The organism is Verrucosispora sp. WMMD703 (assembly GCF_049178935.1).
In the GTDB taxonomy this organism is placed as follows: Bacteria; Actinomycetota; Actinomycetes; order Mycobacteriales; family Micromonosporaceae; genus Micromonospora; species Micromonospora sediminimaris.
In genome coordinates this window covers 3974445-3994443 of the sequence record NZ_JBMHMM010000004.1, presented here as the reverse complement: position 1 = coordinate 3994443, position 19999 = coordinate 3974445, and the positions used below count along the sequence as shown (strand labels likewise).

Below are 19999 nucleotides of genomic sequence, written 5' to 3'. Positions count from 1 at the left end.
ATGTGGTGTCTGCTGGTGAGGTTCTCGAACGTCTTGAGGTGGCGTACCGCGAGGATGCGGTGCGGGCCCGTGGGCGAGAGGGTGTCGAGCTGTACTACGAGTCGACCGGTACGGGTCCGGTGGTCCTGACGCTCAACAACTTCTTCATGACGACTCCGACGTGGCGGGTGTTCACGGACGAGTTGTCGGTGGGCCATCGCGTGGTGAGTTACGACCTGTGCGGTCATGGTCGGTCGTCGCACCCGGAGAAGTATCCGACGTGGGACGAGCACGTCGAGGACGTCGTCGGGCTGCTGGATGCGCTGGAGATCGACCAGGCGTACCTGTTGTCGACCTCGATCTCCACGGTGTTGGCGCGGGACGTGGCCCTGAAGCACCCGGACCGGGTCAAGGGGATCGTGCTGGCCGGTCCGGCGCTCGGTCCCCGGGGGATGCGTCGTCATCGTCTGGTGCAGCGGGCGTGGCTGCTGACGCTGGAGCAGCACGGAATGGCGGCGTTGTACGCGCACCTGTACCCGGAGGTGTTCGGCGCGGAAATGATCGAGGAGTTGGGTACGCCGGGCTTCCTCGGGTTGCGGGAGAGCTTCCTGGCTCTGTCGACGAAGGAGGATCTGGTCAACGGGTTGAAGTTGGCGTTGACCGGTGAGACGAGCGCGGATGTGCTGGCTCGGATCGAGGCACCGACCCTGGTGGTCATCGGTGACGACGACGTGTTGCTGAGCCCGTCCGGGGCCAAGGAACTGGCGGAGAAATTTCCCAACGGTCGCTACGAGATCATGCCGGGAGCGGGCCATCTGCCGTTCCTGGACGACGCGGCGGGTTTCCAGGCGTTGGTCGCGAAGTTCATCGACGAGGTCGAAACCCGTGCCTGACCGGTCGACGGTCGGAAAAGCCCGGTCGAGGTGCGCTCGACCGACGAGGCGGCTGCCGAAGCGCCGGGCGGGATGGCGCTTTGCGTGAGGAGGGGGAGCGCAGTGGATCGCGAAGTTCTGGATGTGGTTGACGAATTGTTCCGTCGTCGGTTGCAGGTGCCGGAGTTGGATCCGGACACGCCACTGGCGGATTACGGCCTGGACTCGGTGCGGTCGATCGATCTGATCGTGGAGATGGAGTCTCTCTTCGAGGTGCAGATGTCCGACGGACAGGCGGCGTCGATGCGCACGCTGCGTGACGTCGTGGACCAGGTCACCGCGTCGATGACCGTACGGGTCGGAAACGGGATCGGCCAGCCGTGAGCACCGACCTCGATTTCGGCCGCTACGCCCGCCCGGAGCTGGGCCGCCTGTTTCAGGCACTCAACCTGGACGTGGCGTACCGCCGCGGGCACGGCGACCATCTCACGCCGGAGTCGTCGGACGGTGCCGAGACCGCCGACCAGGTCCTCGACCTGGTCGGCGGTGCCGGGTCCTCCCTGTTCGGGCACAACCACCCGGCGCTGGTCGCGGTGGCCCGACGGTGCCTCGACGAGCAGCTTCCCTTCAACGCGCAGGCCAGCATCCGCCCGGGGGCGGCCGTGCTGGCCGCGAAGCTGTCGGCACTCGTGCGGGCCACCACCGGTGTGGACTATGTCGTGACGCTCGGGTCCACCGGTGCGGAGGCGGTGGAGGCTGCGGTGAAGCACGCCGTGGTCGAGCGACGCAGGCGGCTCGGCGCGCTGCGCGAGGAGCTTGAGCGGTCCCTGCGCCGGTTGCACCGCGACGGCCTCGCCGACCTGCCGTGCGGCAGCGGGCCGGCGGCCGGACGCCCCTGCGGCGAGGTGGTCGGTGCGGCGGTCGAGAAGGTGACCGAGCTGCTGCGGGCCGAGCCGGTCCTGGTCTCGCTGCGCGACGCGTTCCACGGCAAGACGACCGCCGCGGGCACCCTGACCCACGGCTCCAACGTGCCCGAGGACCTGCACGTGCCGGGGCCCCGGCGAGTGCGGTTGGCCGACTGGACGCCCGAGGCGGTGGTGGCAGCGCTGGACGACCGGCTGGTCGAGATCTGCACCGTCACCCTGGACGCGGACGGGGTGCCGCAGTCCCGGGCCCGCAACCTGTCTCCGGTGGCGGCGTGTTTCGCCGAGCCGGTACAGGGTGAGGCCGGGGTGCGGGAGGTTCCGACCGAGACCCTGGCCGCACTGCGGAGACTGGCCGACCGGCACGACGCGGCGCTGGTGTTCGACGAGATCCAGTGCGGCATGGGCCGCACCGGTACGTTCCTGGCGTCCGAACCGTCCGGTGTGGTCGCCGACTACTATCTGTTGTCGAAGTCGCTCGGCGGTGGACTGGCCAAGATCTCGGCGATGATGGTCGCCGCCGACCGCTACGTCGCCGACTTCGGTCGCCACCACACGTCCACCTTCGCCGAGGACGACTTCTCCGCGCTGATCGCCGCGGCCGCCCTGGAGCTCTACGAGAGTCACCGCGATCGGATCGCCGCGACCGGCGCGGAGCTGCGGGACCGACTCGCCAGGGTGGCGGCGCGGTGGCCGGAAGCAGTTGTTGAGGTCCGCGGCCGCGGGCTGCTCATCGGCGTGGAGTTTCACCTGCCGCAGCCCGAGTCGGCCCTGTTGCGTGCGGTGTTCGACGCCGAGTCGCTCGGCTTCCTGATCGCGGGTCGGTTGCTGCACGCGCACCGGGTCCGGGTCATGCCGACCCTGTCCGCGCCCACGACCGTCCGCGTACAGCCGTCCGCCCTGCTCGCACCCGAGGACATCGAGCGGGCCGTCGCGGCGTTCGACGACGTGGCCGGCCTGCTCGCCAAGGGCGACTACGCGACGTTGCTGTCGCACCTGGCCGTGCCACCGACGGGAGCCTGGCGGCCGCGCCAGCATGTGCCCTCGCCACCCCGCCCGCGCCGGGCGCGCCACGACGCGGACGTTCCGCACGTGGTGTTCCTCGCCAACCTCGACAACGCCGCCACGGTTCGGTCCCTGGCGCCCGAACTGGCGGAGTGGTCGGAGAGTCGGTGCGCGGCGGCCCTGGACCGGATGCGCGGCGAACTGGATCCGTTCGAGGTGGTCCGGCGTCGGGTGACCTCTGCAACCGGGCGCGAGGCCGATGTCAGCGTGGTGGCGGTGCCGTTCACCGCCGCCCAGGCGGTCGACGCGCTGCGCGCGGGGCACCGGCCCTGGTTGTCCCGAACGGTACTGGACGCGGTGGAGCTGGGCGTCGCCCTCGGCGGCGACGTGGTCGGTCTGGGCGGCTACACCTCGATCGTCACCGGCGCCGGGCGGGACGTGATCGAGCACGAGGTACGCGTCACCTCCGGCAACTCACTCACCGCCGCCTGCGCGTACGACCTGCTTCAGCGCCACCTGAGCAGCAGCGGTTCCGGTGCGCGTCGGGTCGGGCTGGTGGGCGGCATCGGCAACATCGGCGCGGTGATGGCCGATCTGGTCGCTCCACACTGCGACTCGCTCGTCCTCGTCGGCCGACCCGGCTCCGGGCGCAGGCTCGCCGCGGTCGCGAAACGAATGGCCCACCTGGTCGACGTCTCGGTGGCCGAGGACCTCGACGCGCTGCGCGACTGCCCGATCGTGGTGAGCGCCACGAACGCGGCTGACCCGGTCATCCTCCCGACCCACCTGGCGGCCGACCGGGAGGTCCTCGTCTGCGATCTCGCGGTGCCGGGTGACGCTCACCCGGCGGTGGCGGGTCTGCCGAACGTCACCCTCGTGTCCGGTGGCCGCGTCCGGCTCCCCAATGGGCAGACGCCCCACTTCCCGGGCATCACGTTGCCGCCGGGCATCGTCTACTCGTGCCTGGCCGAGACCATCCTGCTCGGCCTCGAACCGGCCGCCGCGAGTCCGTCCTACGGCGGACTCTCCGTCGACGGTGTGCTGTCCGCTCTCGAACTGGCCGGTCGGCACGGCTTCCATCCCACCCGGATCACTGCGGCGGACGTATCGACGACGCCGTGGATGGTGCGGGATTCCACCGGACTGACGACCCACCCGGAGGTTGGCATATGAGCGTGGTGACCGTACGGCGGATCACGCCCGCCGAGATGGACGAGGCGAGCCGGATCGTCGGCCTCGCGTTCGCCCTGAATCCGAGCAACCTGGCGATCGCCGGCGGCAACCGCGACAAGGCCGCCCGGATCATGGAACACGCTGCCCGTACCCTCAAGCTCGGCAATACGGCCAGCCACGTGCTAGTCGCCGAGCGGGAGGGCGAGCTCGCCGGGGTGCTCAAGGCCGCGGAGTGGCCGCACTGCCAGATGACGGTCCGCGAAAAGATCAAATCGGTGCCCTCGCAGGTCCGCACGATGGGCTTCGGGCTGCCGCGTGCCTTGAAGGTGGTGGGTGGACGGGCCAAGCACGAACCCCACAAACCCCACTGGCACATCGGACCGATCGCGGTCCACCCAAACCAGCAGGGGTACGGGATCGGCTCGGCACTGCTCACGGCCTTTCTCGCGGACGTGGACCGGCAGCAGGTGCCGGCGTTCCTCCAGGCGGATGTCGACCGCAACGTCGTGCTCTACGAGAGGTTCGGCTTCCGGGTGGTCTCCCAGGAGGCGATTCTCGGCATCAATACCTCTTTCATGTGGCGCGACGCGCGTTAGGTCGCGTCCGGATTTTGTCAACATCTGTGGACCGTCGGGAAATGGAAATCTCCTCCCGGCGGTTCACAGGTGTGGTTCGACCCATTATTCGCTGCCTGTCACGTGGGAAGCGCACAACAGGGTATGCAGAATTAATGGATTGCAGTACGTCGATCAGATGATAGCGTACGGTAGTGCTCCGCCGGTTTGGGGAATGGGCGCAATCCGCGCGATGCCACGAGATCAGTGCGGTTGTCGCGCCATCAGGCGCCGCCATGGAGGCGACGCCCGGTGGACGCTCACCTGACTGAGGTGCGCCCATCAAGTGCGCTGGCGGGACGTGACGCAGTCATCCGAATGCGCCTTGGGCGCGCAGGGGATGAACAAGGGGGATGTGGTGTCTGCTGGTGACCTTCCTGGGTGTCCGCCGAACGTGACACTCAGCAGTTTTCAACTCGAAAAGAATCCGACGAGGATTGAGCAGCCGGCCTCGGTGGCGAGGTTTGTCGACGAGGTCGACAACAATGGCTGACCAGGTGACAGAGACCCGGCAGCGCATTCGCGAGCTGCTGGTCGAGATGCACGGCCCGGACAGCTTCGTCCGGACCGTGTCGGACACGGTGTCGCTGCGCCAACAGGGGCTGTCCTCCGCCGCGCTGGTCAGCCTGCTCGTGGCGATGGAGGATGCGTTCGGCTTCGAGTGGGACGACGACATCCAACCGGAGGTGCTGCGCTCGATCAGCTCGCTGGCCGAGCACGTCGTGGCGCTGCGCGTCTGAGGTGACTCGGTGACCGCTGGACTCGGAGCCCTCGTCACACCGGGCACGTACCTCGAATGGTCTCCGGTAGCGCCGCCGAACGGGCCCGACGAACAGTTCGTGGCCGGCCGTCAGGCCGCCGCGGCGGCGCTGGCCGCGGCGGGCTCGGTCGTCCGGAGCGTGCCGCGCGTCGCCGGCGGCAGGCCGGCTTTTCCGCGCGGCTACCCCGGGTCCATCGCGCACACCGAGCGGGTGGCGGTCGCGGTGGTGGTCCCCGGCGCCGCCGGGGTAGGCGTCGACATCGAGGACGCGGCCGTCACCGAGCGCATGGTCGATTTTGTCCTGTACGAGGGGGAGCGGCGTACCTTGCTCGCGCCCGACGGCCGGTACCGCCCGGTCGAGTTGTTCTCCGCCAAGGAGGCGGCGTTCAAGGCGCTGGACGGGATGGCGGTCGGTGACGGCGTGCTGTTCTGGCGAATCAAGCTGCACCGGGCGGGTGATGGGCTGATTGCCTCCTTTGGTGGCCTGTCGGTACCGGTGTGGGCCCGCTATGCGGACGGCCTCGCGTTTGCCCTGGCGGTGCGGCGGTGAGGCGTTTCGGTGCCGGCGAACGCGGCGGTCCGCCGGGACGACGCGGCGCGCGGGGGAGCGCGATGTGCTGGATGTGGTTGAGGGCTGTCAGTGAGGCCGTCCCAGGTTGTGAGGAGCGGGGTCGATGAGTGAAGTTGTGCCGAGTTATCCGACGGTGATGCATGCCCTGGCGGCCCAGGCGGAGCGCGGCTCGGACGGGGCGGAAATGGCTGTGGTACCCGAGCCGGGGCGGGTGGAGTCGCGCCGCTACGACACGGTGTTCGACGACGCGCTGCGTTGTGCCGCGGTCCTCGCCGAGTACGGCGTGCGGCGTGGCGACCGGGTGCTGTTCTGCCTGCCGACGAGTTGGACGTTCGTGACGGCGTTCCTCGGGTGTCAGCTGCTCGGCGCTGCCCCGACGGCGATCGCGGTGCCGACGAGCTTCGGGCGGGCGGCGGGATTCGACGGCCAGGTGAAGGACCTGGTGGCCTACCTGCGGCCGGCGGCCGTCCTGGCCAGGGCTGCGGTGGTTCAGGCGTCGGAGGCCGTGACGGACACGGTGTTCATCGACGCGGACGTGCTGCAGGAGCGTGCCGCGTCCGCCGAGGCTTCGTTGCAGCGGTTCCGGCTGCCGTCCGAGAACGACCTGGCGTTCATCCAGTGCACGTCCGGATCGACCGGCCGGCCCAAGGGCGTCATGATCTCGCATGCGAACCTGGCCGCGAACCTGGCCCAGAGCGCTGCGGCGACGGGGTGGTCGGCCGAGGACACGTCGGTGAGCTGGCTTCCGCTCTACCACGACATGGGCCTGATCTCAGGGATCATGGTTCCCGTCTACACCGGGGGCAGCAGCGTCCTCATGCCGCCGACGCAGTTCCTGCGCTCACCGGTCGAGTGGCTACGCAACATCACGGCGATGCGGGGCACCCTCGCGGCGGCGCCCAACTTCGCCTACGGCTACACCGCCGACCGGGTTCGCGACAGCGATCTTGAGGGTGTCGACCTGTCGTCCTGGCGGATGGCATTCTGCGGAGCGGAACCCATCCACCCCGGCACCATCCAGCGTTTCGTCGATCGCTTCCGCCCGTGGGGTCTGCGGCAGGACGTCTTCATGCCCTGCTACGGCATGGCAGAGGCGACCCTGACCATCAGCATGTCGCCGCACAACGCGCCGGTCCGGGTCGACACCATCGACCGCACGGCCGCCGTCACCCACGGTCAGGTGATCGACGTCGACCCGGGGGAGGCGAGCGGGATGCAGGTCGTCGCCTGCGGCGCGCCCGTCGTGGGTACCGAGATCCGCGTCGTCGACGGTGACGGCGAGCCGTTGGGCGACAACCAGATCGGCGACATCCAGTTCCGCAGCCCGTCGCGCACGGTCGGATATTTCGACCTGCCGGCGGAGACCGCTGCGGCCATCGCCGAGCCGGACTGGTGGAAGACCGGCGACGTCGGCTACCTGCGAGACGGCGAGATCCGCATCACCGGACGTTCCAAAGATCTGATCATCATCCGCGGCGCCAACTACTTCCCGTCGGATTTCGAGCAGGCGGCCGAGGCGGTCCCGGGCGTCCGCCTCGGCACGGTCGTCGCCGTCGGCCATCGCCCCGAGGGCGGCGACTCGGAGGAGTTGCACCTCATCGTCGAGTCGTACGTGCCCGCAGATCAGCAGGAAGAACTACGCCAGGCGGTGCGCTCCGCGGTCAGCGCACGCAGCGGTGTGCCCGTGGCCCAGGTTCACCTCGTACCGAGACGCAGCCTCCCCAAGACCACAAGCGGGAAGCTGCAACGAGCGAAAGCGCGACAACTGTTCATCGAGAAGGCGGCACCCGCACCGGCCTGACAACCGGACACTCACCCACCTCGCCGGCCACCACCACACCAGCCACGAGGACCGGCGCCTGCCACAACCCTTACCCGTCGCCATCCGGAAACCATTCGAGATCCTGAGGGGTTGTCCGCGTGTCCAATCCGTTCGACGACGACAGTCAAGAATTCCTGGCCCTGTGCAACGACGAGGAGCAGTACTCGCTGTGGCCGACCGGCATCACCGTCCCCGCCGGTTGGCAGGTGGTGTACGGTCCGGCGCCCCGACGGGAGGTCGTGGACCACATCGATCGGTCCTGGACCGACATGCGGCCGAAGAGCCTGCGGGACGCCGTGCCCGAGTACGGCGCTGCCGGCGGTAGAGCGGACTCGGCCCCGTCGACCGGCTCGCGGGCGTGATGAACCTGTCCGCCCGGGCCCGGAACCTGCTCGGCGTGACCGTCGGCCTCGTCGTGCTGGTGAGCACGGTGCCGCTGTGGGACACGGCAGGCCCGCACGACGGGGGCTCGCTCACCCGATTCCTGCTCGCGGTCGCGGTGGTCCTGGTGACCTGCCAGGTGTGCGCCGGGCTGGCCCGCCGGTTCGGTCAGCCCTCCGTGGTCGGCGAGATGGTGGGCGGTCTGGTGCTCGGCCCGTCCCTGCTCGGTGTGGTCTGGCCGGCGGCTACCGGGTTCCTGTTCCCCCCGGCGGTGACGGAAGGGCTGGACAAGGTCGCGCAACTGGGCCTGGTCATCTTCGTCTTCCTGCTCGGCTGTGAACTGCGTACCGACCGGATCGAGCGCAAGGGCGTGGTCGGGGCGGTGGTGGTCGCCGGCATGGGTCTGCCGTGGCTGGCCGGCATGGGCATCGTCGCCGCTGCCGGCGGGCTGTTCGTCGGCTCGCAGGGCTCGCCGGCGGGCACGATGATGTTCGTCGGACTGGCCATGGCGGTGACCGCGTTGCCCGTGCTGGCACGCATCCTCGACGACCTGAAACTGCGGCACACCAGCGTCGGTGTGCTGTCCATCTCGGCAGCGGCCATCGGTGACGGCCTGCTCTGGCTGGTGCTGGCCTTCCTGCTGGCCGGGCAGAGCGCGGGCGGCGGGGGGCTGCGCGTCCTGTTGCTCGGGGCCGCGCTGGTTCTGGTGACCGTCCTGTGCGTCCGCCCGCTGCTGCTGGCGCTGGTCCGACGGCTGGGCTCTGGTCAGTCGCTGACGGTGGTGCTGGTGGCCGGAGCGATCGGCTACTCGGTGCTCACTGAGTCCATCCAGCTTCATCCGGTGGTCGGCGCCTTCCTGTTCGGCGTCGCTGTACCGCGCGATTCGCTGGTCGTCGAACGGATCTGTCAGCAGTTGGAGGGCTTCACCCTGCTCATCCTGTTACCGCTGTTCTTCGCCGGTGTCGGCCTGACGACCTCGGTCGGGCTGATCGGCACTGCGCCGATCACCTGGCTGGTATTCGCCGGGGTGTTCGTGGCGGCCGTCGTGACCAAGATCGTCGGGGCGGGCGGGGTGGCTCGGTTGGCCGGTATGCCGAACGGCGAGGCGCTGCGGTTCGGCATCCTGATGAACTGCCGAGGGGTCACCGAGCTGGTCGTGCTGAGCATCGGCTACCAGGCCGGCTTCCTCAACCAGTTGGGATACAGCGTCCTCGTGCTCGTCGCCGTGCTCACCACGGCGGTGACCGGGCCGCTGGTGCGTTGGTCGCTCAGGCGCGAGGGGAAGCTCGGGTCGCCGGCATCGCCCTCCGGGCCGGACCGACGAGACCACCCGCTGGTGACCGGCGCGCCGGTTCAGCGCTGGGACGCAAAGAAGACAGACCTGTGAGGAGTCTCAAGGGTGGCATTTCTTAATTCCCATCGAGACATGGTGGCTATGGGGGATGCAGGCGATGGTCGATGTCAAGAACCGGGTTAAGTTCGTTCGTTGGCCTGCGGAAAGTGACATCCGCGCGGAGTGCCACGAGCAGCAGCACCTCTGTCTGCTGATCGTGGAACACGGCGCGGCACCGCCGGACCAACTCAGCCTTTACGAGGACTGGGTACGCCCGCCCATCGGACGGGAAGACCTCCAGGTCCGGGTCCGTCAGTTGGCGGCCCGGGCAGTGCTCAACGAGAAGCCGGTGTTGGACCCGGCCGGAATGCTGTACTTCAACAACACATCCGTCACGCTCTCTCTGATGCAGTGCGAGATGCTGGCGCCGCTGCTGACCAGGTACGGCCAGCTGGTCTACCGGACCGAGCTGCGGGAGATCCTGGAAAGCTCCGGGGCCAGCTCGTCGAGCAACGCGCTGGACCTGCACGTCATGCGGCTACGCCGGCGTTTGGAGATCGTCGGTCTCGCGATCCGTACGGTCTGGGGACGTGGTTTCTTCGTCGAGCCCGGATCACGGGCGTCCACACCTCGGGTGGACACGCGGCGGGCCGTCACTGCGGTGTCGAAGAAGGACCGGTCGAGGTGAGTCGGTGCGTACGTGGTGAATTGGACCTCGCGGTCCGTCCACCCGCAAGGAGATTGACAGATCCGAGAAAGCGTACGGCGAAGGGCCGTGCCACCACCGTTATGTTCGGAACCACATCGGCAGGAAAGCTGCGTCGGAGGCGGAGTGGACACTGTTTCGGAGTTCTTTGAGGCGAGCGTGCTGAAGGCCGGTGACGCTCCGTCGGTCATCTTCGGCGACACCACCGTCGGGTACGCGGAACTGAACACACGAGCGAATCGCCTGGCCCGTCGGCTCATCGCGGCCGGTGTCGGTCCGGATTCGTTGGTCGCGGTCGCGGTGCCGCGCTCGGACACCCTGATCACGGCGGTTCTCGCCGTGCTGAAGGCCGGCGGCGCGTACCTGCCGCTCGATCCGACCTACCCGGGCGAGCGGCTGACCCACATGGTCACCGACGCACGGGCCATGCTGTCGATCCGGACCAGCGGCGTCGCGACGCTGGATCTGGGTGTGCCGGAGATGGTGCTCGACGATCCCGCCGTCGTGGCGAAGTGCACGGACGAACGGGGGGACAACGTCACCGCGGCGGAGCGGCGGGCGCCGTTGACCGCCGACAACCTGATGTACGTCATCTACACCTCCGGCTCCACCGGCGTACCCAAGGGAGTCGCGCTCACCCACGCCGGGGTGGCGGACCTGGTCTCCACCCAGACCCGGGTGTACGGCATCCGGTCCGGCGAGCGGGTGCTGCAGTGGGCCTCATTCAGCTTCGACGCCTGGTTCTGGGACTTCACCATGGCCCTCATGCACGGCGCGACGCTGGTGATGGCCGAGCAGGACGATCTGATGCCCGGCGAGGCGCTGCGCGACACGATGGTGAAGTACGAGGTGGACCACGCCACGCTGCCCCCGGTGGCGCTGAGCATCACCGACAGCGCGGGCCTGCTGTCCGGCGGCACGCTCACCTCGACCGGAGATGTCTGCACCAGAGCCCTGGCGACGCAGTGGTCGCAGGGCCGGCGCCTGTTCAACGGCTACGGTCCTACCGAGGTGACAGTGGGCACGTCGATCGGTGGCCCGGTCGAGGGCGTGCAGGAGACGGTGAGCATCGGCTCGCCCTGGGACGGTAGCGCGGTGTACGTGCTCGACGAGCACCTACGCGAGCTGCGCGACGGCGACGAGGGAGAGCTCTACCTGGCCGGCAGTGGCATGGCCCGGGGCTATCTGCACCGTCCGGGCCTGACCGCGGCACGCTTCGTCGCCAACCCGTACGGCCCGCCGGGCAGCCGGATGTACCGGTCCGGCGACCGGGGCAGACGCGCCGCCGACGGGCAGCTCTACTTCACCGGCCGGGTCGACGACCAGGTGAAGGTGCGCGGCTTCCGGGTCGAACTGGGCGAGGTCGAGACGCGGCTGGAAAGCCACCCGGCGGTGGAGTTGGCCGTGGCGGTACTCGGCGGCGCCGACGCCTCGTCGCAGCACATCGTCGCCTACGTGACGGCCTCGGGACAGCAGCCGATGGTGGCGACGCAGGTACGCGAGCACGCCCGGGCCGCACTGCCCGAACACATGGTTCCGTCCGCCGTCGTCGTGCTCGACCGGATGCCCACGCTGCCGAACGGCAAGATCGACCGCAAGGCGCTGGCCGAGCGGGCGGCGACGGCCCCGGCCGAGCAGCGCCCTGCCCCGTCACCGGCGGCCGGTACGCCCGACGGTGAGCCCGCAGTCGACGGCTCGGGTTCCGCGCCGTCACTTGAGGACCGGCTGTGCGGCCTGGTGGCCGAGACGCTGGAGATCACCGAGGTGACGCCGCAGGACAACTTCTTCGAGCTGGGTGGGCACTCGGTGCTCGCCGCCAAGCTGGCCAGCCGGATGCGCAAAGAGCTGGGCGTGACCGTACCGATGCGTTCGGTTTTCGAGGCCGAGAGCCTGGCCGATCTGGCCGAGCTGATGGCGCAGTCCAGGTAGGCAGGTGTCGGGTGCTGCCCGTCGGTTGGTCGCGGGCAGCACCCGAGCTGCGCGGCAGGTCAGTAGACGCCGTCGCGTTTGGCCAGGCCCACCGCGCCCAGCGCGCGGGTGACACCGGTGAGCGCGGTGGCCAGAATGATCTCCGCGGGGTTGAAGGCGACCGGCAGCTCCAGAATCCGACGCTGTGCCGTCGCGCGGTCGCTGTGCGGCCCGTGCAGGCGGAAGACGAGCGGCACCTGCGAACCGCACCACAGGTGGTATGCCAGCCGCGGGTTGCGGAAGACCTCGGGACGCCACGGCGAACACCCGATCACTTTGGCAAAATCAATCATGTACCGGTTGTAGTGCACCAGCGTGCGCAGTTCGGGATTGCCGGTGAAGAACTCGTCCTCGTACGTCGCCTGCTGCTTGATCAGCTGGTTTAGCTGCTCCGGCGGCGGCAGCGTCCGTTTGCCGCTGCACAGCAGCGCGAAGTAGCGGGCCTGCATCTCCGAGCAGGCCGGGACCCCGCCCGCGGCGGGCCGCGCCCATCCGATGAAGACCACGCCCGTACCGAGCTCCGGGTGGATCATGTGCTTGTACATCTGGCGTACGTCGGTGATGTGCACGTCCTTGAGGAGGGTGAAGTCCTCGGTGTACCCGGTGTTCAGCATGATCGTGTCGATCGTCTCCCGCCGGCCGTCCTTGAACAGGACGTAATCCGCACCGAGCCGCTCGATGCCGGAGGCGTTGACCGTCAGGGTGCCATCGACGATCCGATGGATGAACGCATCGTTCTTGGTCAGGAAGTGGTTGAAGAAGCTCTTGTTGTTCGAGTTCCACGCCGCTATCGCCCGGCTTGCGGCGGTCTTGCCGAACCGCTTGCCCATCAGCGTGCCGATGCGGTGGACAGCGGTGGCAGCCGACAGCGGTAGCGCGTTCAGCATCTCCGAGGTGTAGGCGTCGTTCGGATGTGGCCGGTCACCCGGAAACCGTGCGACGACGGACTGCCAACGGCGGATCGACAGCGTGCAGCTCGCCGCCACCTGGGCGATCTCGTTGACGACGTCGGCTGCGGTCTCGCCGATGCCCACGCAGAGGACCCGCTTTCCGCGGAACGGTTCGGCATTGCGGTAGAAGGCCGAGTGGGTGACCACGCCCGCGAAGTCCTCCTGCCCCGGCAGGTTGACCTTGTTGGGAACCCGGTGGGTGCCGCTGGACACGACCACCGCGTCGAACTGGTGACTGACCCGGGCGGTGGGATCGTCCACGGGCGCGGTCTCGACGACGTAGCCCTCGCCGCTGTCGCTCCTCGCGACGCTCAGCACATCGGTGCGGGGGCGGATGAGGGGACGCAGGCCGAAGGCGTCGGCGAAGTCGTGGAGGTACTGCCGGTATTCGACCGCCGTCCAGAACCGTCGCTCCTGCTTCTCCGGCGGCGGGAAGCAGGAGAACGCCATCATGTAGTTGGAGATGGTCAGCAGCGTCGAGTCGTAGGCACCCGGCTCGTCGGTGCCCGCACCGGCGCGGAACACACCGCCGAGTTCGGCGTTGTGATCGAAGCAGGTCACGGTGTGGCCCTCGTCGAGCAGTTCCTTCATCGCGATCAGACCCGACGGGCCCGCGCCGATGACACAGACGGCTTTCTTCACGGTCACCTCGACATCTCGAAACGGACGGGCAGGGTGTCGTAGCCGGATACGAAGTTTGAGTAGATGGGGCGGGGCTTGCCGCACAGCTCCATCCGGGTCACCTGGGCGGTCAGGGCGGTCAGCAGTGCCCGCAGCTCCGCGCGGCCGAGGAAGGCGCCGAGGCAGTAGTGCGGGCCGTGGCCGAACGAAAGGTGCTTGTTTGGCGACCTGGACAGGGTGAACCGTCGCGGCTGGTGGAAGACCGACTCGTCGTTGTTCGCCGAGATGTTCCACAGCGTGACGATGTCGCCGGCCTCGACCCGGTGCCCGTGGATCGCGAAACCGGTACGCGCGGTACGCGCCACGTGCATCCCCGGGGTCGCCCAGCGCAGCACTTCCTCCACGGCCGAGTCGACGTCGACCGCGCCGGTGCGCAGGGCGTCCCACTGGTCCGGGTTCTCGATCAGGGCAAGTACGGCACAGATTGCCGAGATCCGGGACGTCTCGTCGCCGCCGAGGATCAGGCTGTAGCAGTTGACCGCGATCTCCTCGACGGTCAGCGCCACCCCGTCCACCTCGGCGCTCGCCAGCATGCTGATCACGTCGTCGCCCGGCTTGCGCCGCCGCTCCTCGGCCAACTCGACGAAGTAGAGCAGGATCTCGTTGCGAGCGCTGAGCGCGTCCAGGTCACTGCTGTCGGCCCGGTCCGACGACAGCGCCATCTTGTTCCACCGGAGCAGGTCCCTGCGATCGGCGCTCGGCACCGACAGCAGATCGCAGATGGTGTTCATCGGGATCTGCTCGGCCACCTCGGCGGCGAAGTCGAAACAGCCCGCGCCGACGACCGCCGACACGAGTTCGGTGGAGCGGAGCTGAACGTTTGTCACCACCTCGGCGAGCGCCCGCGGCGTGAAGGCGCTGAACATCAGGTTGCGTAGTTTCCGGTGTGACGGTCCGTCGGTGACCGCGAGCATGCTTCCGCCTGCGGAGTCGTTGCCCCGCAGCACGACGTCCAGGACGTTGCCGCGTTCGGAACTGAGCGCCGCGTCGTGGTAGAGCGCTTGGACGTCGGCATACCGGGAGACCACCCAGAACCCCGGATTGTTGTCGGTGGCCGGATGCCAGTAGACCGGATTCTCCGCCCGTACGTCCCGCCAGAACCCGTGCACGTCGTTGTCGACGAAGGTGGCTGGGTCGACCAGGTCCAGGGACCGGAAGCCGAGGGCGGGCTCGCTCATGGCCCGATGGTGGCAGGCACATGACGCTCCCGTGTGGACTCTTGCCTGTTCCTTTCCGGCTCGGTACGGGACCGGATCAGTGCTGCTCGGTGTACTGGCCCAGACCGGTCTGGTACGCGATCGCCACCAGTTGCGCTCGGTCCCGGGCACCCAGCTTGCCCATGATGCGGCCGACGTGGGTGCGCGCGGTGGCCGGGCTGAGGAACAGGGCGGCCCCGATCTCGTCGTTGCTCAGCCCCTGCGCGACAAGTGTGAGCACCTCACGCTCGCGTTCGGTGAGCACGGCAAGCCGGTCCTCGCCCGCCTGCGCTGCCTTGCGTTGCGCGGTGAACTGGCTGATGAGCCTGCGGGTGACCCTTGGGGCGAGCAGCGCGTCGCCGGCGGCGATGACCCGGATGGCGTGCAGCAGCTCGGCAGGACCGGCATCCTTGAGCAGGAAACCACTCGCCCCCGCCTGAAGGGCCTCGAACACATTCTCGTCGGTGTCGTAGGTCGTCAGGATGAGGATGCGGACCTGCTCCATGCCGGGCATCTCGACGATCTGCGCGGCGGCGCGGATGCCGTCGAGTCGCGGCATGCGGATGTCCATCAGGACGACGTCGGGTCGGGTGGCGCGAGCCAGTTCGACGGCCTCGGCGCCGTTGGTGGCCTCACCCACCACTGTGATGTCGTCCTCCAGGTCGAGTAGCAGCCGGAAACCGGAGCGGACCAGCCGCTCGTCGTCGGCGAGCAGCACCTTGATGGACACGCTGGTCACGGGAGGGACGCAACCGGCGCGAGCGGCAGGCGGGCGACGACCTCGAAGCCGCCACCGGTACGTGCGGTGGCGTGCAGTTCCCCACCGAGCAGTTGGCAGCGCTCCCGCATGCCCACGATTCCACGCCCGCCCGACGGTGGACCGCCCGCACCCACCGCGACCAGAACCGGGTCGCGGGCACCCTCGTCGAGCACCCGGATGCGTAGCGCGTCGGAGGTCGCCTCGATCGTCACTGTCACCCGGGTCGGCCCGACATGGCGGATCACATTGGTGAGCGATTCCTGGACGATGCGGTAGGCCGCGCTGTCCACCGCGCTCGGCAGCGGTGCCACGGCCGGGCTCTGTTCGATGGTGACCTCCAAGCCGGCCTCGCGGGCCTTGCCGGCGAGCGCGTCGACCTGGTCGAGACCCGGGTGCGGTTCGCGCCCGTCGTCCTCGCGTAGGACGCCGAGCACGGCGCGCATCTCGTGCAGTGCCCGGGAACTCGTCTGCTCGATGGCCCGCAACGCGTCACGGGCCTGAGCCGGCCGCTTGTCGAGCACGTGCGCCGTGACGCTGGCCTGCACGTTGATGATGGCGATGGCGTGCGCGACGGTGTCGTGGACCTCGCGGGCGATCCGCAACCGTTCGGCGTCGACCCGGGCCCGGGTCTCCTCCTCACGAGATCGCTCAACCAGCTCGGCCCGTCGCTGCGCGTCGGCGGCGATGACCCTGCGGGACCGGACGGACTCGCCGAGCGTGATGCTGATGACCGACGCTCCGATCCGGAAGAGCACCCAGCCCAGGGCTTCACTCGGCTGGACATCCGCACCGGCGACCAACCATCCGACGGCCAGCACCGCGGTGCCGGTGCCCGCGATCAGCAGCGACCGACGCCCGTCGCCGTAGGCGGCGAGGGTGTACAGGGCGACGAACAGGCCGAGACAGGCCATCCGGTCGGGAAACCCGAGACCGAAGTAGACCAGGCTGGCCGCTCCGGTGAGCGCGAACACGGCGACCGGCCACCGGCGTCGGGCGACGATGGCCACACCACTCAACACCACCAGGGCGTATCCGGCGTACCCGAAATCCGAGGCGGGACGGGCGATCGGCTCGGGAAGGACGGCACCGTGCTCGCTGACACTCTGGACCTGGACCACCGTGATGAACAGTGCCAACAGGACGTCCGCGAACCAGGCAGGCCGTCGGGCGAGCCAGGCCCGCAGTCGTTCCGGCAGCACCCGCAGGGTCATGACGCGATCCTACGGCACCTCTCACACTCTCTGGTGCGTGGCCAACTACGCCCTGCGACGTATCCGGACCGTCTCCGGCTACGCGAATTCGCGTAGCCGGAGACACGCCTGGGGGCATGCGCGACGGTGGTCCCGGCACCAGGATCGGTGCCATGAAGAAGCTCTTCGCGGGCCTGGCGTCACTGTTGCTGCTCGCCGAGGTCGCACAGTTCTATCTCGCCGCCAGCGGAGCATTCGACTCCGCGCCGATCGAGGAGGCGTTCTCCCCTCATCGCTTTCTCGGCTACCTGATCCTCTTCTCCGCCGTGGTGCTGGTGGTTGTCTCCGCGATCGCCCGGATGCCCGGCCGGGTGATCGGCAGGACGGCCCTGGTGGCCGGGCTGGTGCTCATCCAGTCGCTGATCCGGGAGGTCGCCAGGTCCTTCGGCGAGGGCTCCGAGACGGGTCACCTCATCTTCGGCGTGCACGCCGTCAACGGGCTGATCATCGTCGGGGCCACCATCTGGGTGGTGCGTGAGGCTCGCCAGATCGCCTGGCCGCGCACCGAGCTCAGCCACGCGACCCGGTCATGACCACGGCGGCGCTGACCGTCTTCGATCACGCCTGGGCGCTGCTCGGCGCCGCCGCCTGGCTCGCCGCCGGTGTGACCGCGGTACGGGGCCGCGCCCGAGCCGGCCTGGTGCTGCTCGGCGCGGCCCTGCTGCTCACCCTGGCCAAGGCTGTGTCGGTGGCGGTGCTGGCCGGACGGGGCTGGTGGTTCGTCCAGGAGAAGGTCCTGCTGGGGATGCCGCTGCTCGGGGTCACCGCCCTGGCCGCCGCGGTGACCGCCGGACCGATGCTGCTCGCGCGGATCGCCGGAATGCCCCGGCGATCCGGTGGCGAGAAGGCGGGTGTCGTCGCGCTGTTCGCCGCCGGGTACGCAGCGGTGGCCAGCTTCGTGACCACCTACCTCGTGGGGTACCCGCTGACCCTGCCGACGGCGCTGATCACGGTCGGTCTCGTGGTGGCGGCCGTACTGCTGACCGCGCGGTCGCTCCCGGCACCCGGCGCGGAGGTCGTGGGGGAGGCGGTCTCGAACGCCGGGATGGGCCTGTCCCGTCGTGGTTTCCTCGGCGTGGCCGGCGGCGTGGTCGCTGTCGGCGCGACCGGTACCGGCGCGGGCCTGTCGGTGCTTACCTCCGGGGCGGCGCACACCCTCGGCGGTGGTCCCGGCCCGAGCAGGGGATCGCTGGTGTCGGTGGCCGACCTGCGTGGGCCGGACACTCCCGCGCCGGGTGGCGTTCGACGCGCGTACGGGGTGACCGCCCGCAAGGCCGCCGTGCGCCTGCCGTCCGGGAAGGACATCGATGCCTGGACCTTCGACGGTGCGGTGCCCGGTCCGCAGCTCAGCGCCACCCAGGGCGACCTGCTCGAAGTGCGCCTGGCCAACCAGGACATCGACGGGGGCGTGACCCTGCACTGGCACGGCTACGACGTGCCGTGCGGGGAGGACGGGGTGCCGGGCCTCAGCCAACCGGCGGTGGCGCCTGGCACCGCCTTCGTCTACCGGTTCCGCGCCGACCAGGTCGGGACGTACTGGTACCACACCCACTACGCGTCCCACGTCGGCGTGCGGCGCGGCCTCTACGGCGTGCTCGTCGTTGCCCCCCGCACGGATCCCGACCCCGCGGATCTCGACGTGGTCGTCCCCGTGCACACCTTCAGCGGCGGCGCGGCGGTCGCGGGCGTCGAGCATGTCGCGGCGGCCGGCGCGACGGTCCGGCTGCGTCTGATCAACACCGACTCCGACCCGCGTCGCTTCGCGCTGGCGGGCACCCCGTTTCGGGTGGTCGCGGTCGACGGCCGGGACCTGCACGGGCCCGGTGAGACGAGCCGGACCGCGCTGCGGGTCGCTGCGGGTGGGCGGCGTGACCTGGTGTTCGCCATGCCGGAGACCCCCGTCGCGCTCTTCGTCGACGGCGTGGCCGCGGTGTGGCTACGGCCCCAGCCGGGCGCGTCGGACGGTGCGGCGGCCGGTGAGGACACCGCCGGATGGCCGGAACTGGACCTGCTCACCTACGGGACCTCGACCCCCGTGCCGTTGCGAACCGCGCCCGCGGACCGGCATTTCACCCTCGTGCTCGACCGTGGGCTGGCCATGGTCGACGGACGACCCGCGTTCGCGCAGACCGTCAACGGGCTCGGCCATCCGTCGATCCCCGACCAGTTGGTCACCGAGGGCGACATCGTCCGGTTCACCGTGGTCAACCGGAGTCTGGAGACCCATCCCTGGCACCTGCACGGCCATCCGGTGCTGATCCTGTCCCGCGACGGCCAGCAGTCCTCGGGCAGCCCGCTCTGGATGGACACGTTCGACGTCCGCCCCGGCGAGGTGTGGGAGGTCGTGTTCCAGGCGACCAACCGGGGCATCTGGATGAACCACTGCCACAATCTGCCGCACGCCGACCAGGGCATGATGCTCCGCCTGCGGTACGACGGCGTCAGCACGCCGTTCCACGGCGCACACGCGGCGGGACACCGCCACCCTTCCTGACGACGACAACCTCAGGCGGTCAGCATGATCTTCGGGTACCGCGCCGTGACCATCTCGCTCGCCTTCGGGCCACAGGCGAACACCACGTTCTCGTCGTCGATCCGCCGGCCCGTCCGCCGGTCCACCACGACCGGCTCCACCTCCACACCGGTCTCCGTGTCGACCAGGATGACGCTGCGTTCCTGGGGGACGAGCCGATGGTTGCCCCACGCCGCGATGACCAGCAGCAGCGGACGAAGCGTCCTACCGAAGGGGGTCAGCCGGTACTCCCGGACCTCCAGGTCCGCAGCATCGGCCACCTGCTCGATCAGGCCCCTGGTCCGCAGGTCACCAAGACGCTCCAGCAGCAGCTCGTCGGGGGTCCCGAGGTTGTGGCGGATGGTCCCGAACCGCGTGTGGCCGTTGAACATCTCGTGCAGGATCTCCAACGTCCACCAGGCGCCCACGGCCTCCACCGTGCGTCCCAGCGGGCAGTCGGGGATCCGGGCCCTCGGGCCGGTCGGACGGGGTGCGCCGGGCGGGGCGCCGGTGTGGACACTGCTCATCTCAACTCCAGAGGAC

General features: G+C 69.3%; 19 protein-coding genes. 14 read left to right on the top strand and 5 right to left on the bottom strand.

Features of this window, described 5'->3' with window-relative positions:
• The first annotated feature begins 5 nt into the window (after positions 1–5).
• The 12 genes from ACN26Z_RS18805 (at position 6) to ACN26Z_RS18750 (ending at position 12068) form a co-directional block, all read left to right on the top strand.
• Positions 6–872 carry an alpha/beta fold hydrolase gene (locus ACN26Z_RS18805; RefSeq protein WP_170863495.1) on the top strand — a complete coding sequence of 289 codons (867 nt, stop codon included), beginning with the start codon at positions 6–8 and terminating at the stop codon, positions 870–872.
• A 30-nt stretch (positions 873–902) separates the two neighbouring features.
• Entirely contained in the window at positions 903–1235 is a 333-nt protein-coding gene (locus tag ACN26Z_RS18800; protein ID WP_093406861.1) for an acyl carrier protein, read from the top strand.
• On the top strand, positions 1232–3952 hold the full coding sequence (locus ACN26Z_RS18795; RefSeq protein ID WP_421462602.1) for an aminotransferase class III-fold pyridoxal phosphate-dependent enzyme: 2721 nt from the start codon (positions 1232–1234) through the stop codon (positions 3950–3952). The genes ACN26Z_RS18800 and ACN26Z_RS18795 overlap by 4 nt, the downstream gene beginning before the upstream one ends.
• Before the next feature lie 5 nt (positions 3953–3957).
• A complete protein-coding gene (locus ACN26Z_RS18790) occupies positions 3958–4548 on the top strand; it encodes a GNAT family N-acetyltransferase (RefSeq protein ID WP_421462601.1) in 591 nt (196 codons plus the stop codon).
• A gap of 304 nt (positions 4549–4852) precedes the next feature.
• On the top strand, positions 4853–5059 hold the full coding sequence (locus tag ACN26Z_RS18785) for a hypothetical protein (RefSeq protein WP_204019238.1): 207 nt from the start codon (positions 4853–4855) through the stop codon (positions 5057–5059).
• Positions 5052–5306 carry a phosphopantetheine-binding protein gene (locus tag ACN26Z_RS18780; RefSeq protein WP_093406854.1) on the top strand — a complete coding sequence of 85 codons (255 nt, stop codon included), beginning with the start codon at positions 5052–5054 and terminating at the stop codon, positions 5304–5306. The genes ACN26Z_RS18785 and ACN26Z_RS18780 overlap by 8 nt, the downstream gene beginning before the upstream one ends.
• 99 nt (positions 5307–5405) lie before the next feature.
• Positions 5406–5876, top strand: coding sequence for a 4'-phosphopantetheinyl transferase family protein (locus ACN26Z_RS18775; RefSeq protein WP_139233172.1), 471 nt, complete (start codon positions 5406–5408; stop codon positions 5874–5876).
• 124 nt (positions 5877–6000) lie between these two features.
• Positions 6001–7698: a fatty acyl-AMP ligase gene (locus tag ACN26Z_RS18770; protein ID WP_093406849.1), complete on the top strand. Its 1698-nt coding sequence runs from the start codon at positions 6001–6003 to the stop codon at positions 7696–7698.
• Positions 7699–7817: 119 nt separating this feature from the next.
• Positions 7818–8081: an MbtH family protein gene (locus tag ACN26Z_RS18765; protein WP_093406846.1), complete on the top strand. Its 264-nt coding sequence runs from the start codon at positions 7818–7820 to the stop codon at positions 8079–8081.
• A complete protein-coding gene (locus ACN26Z_RS18760) occupies positions 8081–9487 on the top strand; it encodes a cation:proton antiporter (protein WP_421464677.1) in 1407 nt (468 codons plus the stop codon). Before ACN26Z_RS18765 ends, ACN26Z_RS18760 begins: the two co-directional genes overlap by 1 nt.
• Before the next feature lie 64 nt (positions 9488–9551).
• The gene (locus ACN26Z_RS18755; protein WP_170863493.1) at positions 9552–10121 is read left to right on the top strand and encodes a helix-turn-helix domain-containing protein; all 570 of its coding nucleotides are present in this window, start codon (positions 9552–9554) and stop codon (positions 10119–10121) included.
• A 144-nt stretch (positions 10122–10265) separates the two neighbouring features.
• Positions 10266–12068 carry a non-ribosomal peptide synthetase gene (locus tag ACN26Z_RS18750; protein WP_421462600.1) on the top strand — a complete coding sequence of 601 codons (1803 nt, stop codon included), beginning with the start codon at positions 10266–10268 and terminating at the stop codon, positions 12066–12068.
• A 59-nt stretch (positions 12069–12127) separates the two neighbouring features.
• On the opposite strand, the gene ACN26Z_RS18745 is transcribed toward ACN26Z_RS18750, so the two are convergent.
• The 4 genes from ACN26Z_RS18745 to ACN26Z_RS18730 all read right to left on the bottom strand — a co-directional run bounded on the left by ACN26Z_RS18745 (position 12128) and on the right by ACN26Z_RS18730 (position 16905).
• Positions 12128–13705: a flavin-containing monooxygenase gene (locus ACN26Z_RS18745; RefSeq protein WP_170863492.1), complete on the bottom strand. Its 1578-nt coding sequence runs from the start codon at positions 13703–13705 to the stop codon at positions 12128–12130.
• Positions 13702–14916 carry a cytochrome P450 gene (locus ACN26Z_RS18740; RefSeq protein ID WP_421462599.1) on the bottom strand — a complete coding sequence of 405 codons (1215 nt, stop codon included), beginning with the start codon at positions 14914–14916 and terminating at the stop codon, positions 13702–13704. The genes ACN26Z_RS18745 and ACN26Z_RS18740 overlap by 4 nt, the downstream gene beginning before the upstream one ends.
• 76 nt (positions 14917–14992) lie before the next feature.
• A complete protein-coding gene (locus ACN26Z_RS18735; protein ID WP_198413205.1) occupies positions 14993–15664 on the bottom strand; it encodes a response regulator in 672 nt (223 codons plus the stop codon).
• Positions 15665–15669: 5 nt separating this feature from the next.
• Positions 15670–16905, bottom strand: a complete 1236-nt coding sequence (locus ACN26Z_RS18730) for a sensor histidine kinase (protein WP_421462598.1) — start codon at positions 16903–16905, stop codon at positions 15670–15672.
• A 152-nt stretch (positions 16906–17057) separates the two neighbouring features.
• Here ACN26Z_RS18730 and ACN26Z_RS18725 point away from each other — a divergent pair, with 152 nt between their 5' ends.
• The gene (locus tag ACN26Z_RS18725) at positions 17058–17477 is read left to right on the top strand and encodes a DUF6220 domain-containing protein (protein WP_093407140.1); all 420 of its coding nucleotides are present in this window, start codon (positions 17058–17060) and stop codon (positions 17475–17477) included.
• A complete protein-coding gene (locus ACN26Z_RS18720) occupies positions 17474–19438 on the top strand; it encodes a multicopper oxidase family protein (RefSeq protein ID WP_421462597.1) in 1965 nt (654 codons plus the stop codon). Before ACN26Z_RS18725 ends, ACN26Z_RS18720 begins: the two co-directional genes overlap by 4 nt.
• A gap of 11 nt (positions 19439–19449) precedes the next feature.
• Here ACN26Z_RS18720 and ACN26Z_RS18715 read toward each other — a convergent pair whose 3' ends face one another.
• Positions 19450–19983, bottom strand: a complete 534-nt coding sequence (locus ACN26Z_RS18715; RefSeq protein ID WP_093406823.1) for a winged helix-turn-helix transcriptional regulator — start codon at positions 19981–19983, stop codon at positions 19450–19452.
• Between the last annotated feature and the right edge of the window lie 16 nt (positions 19984–19999).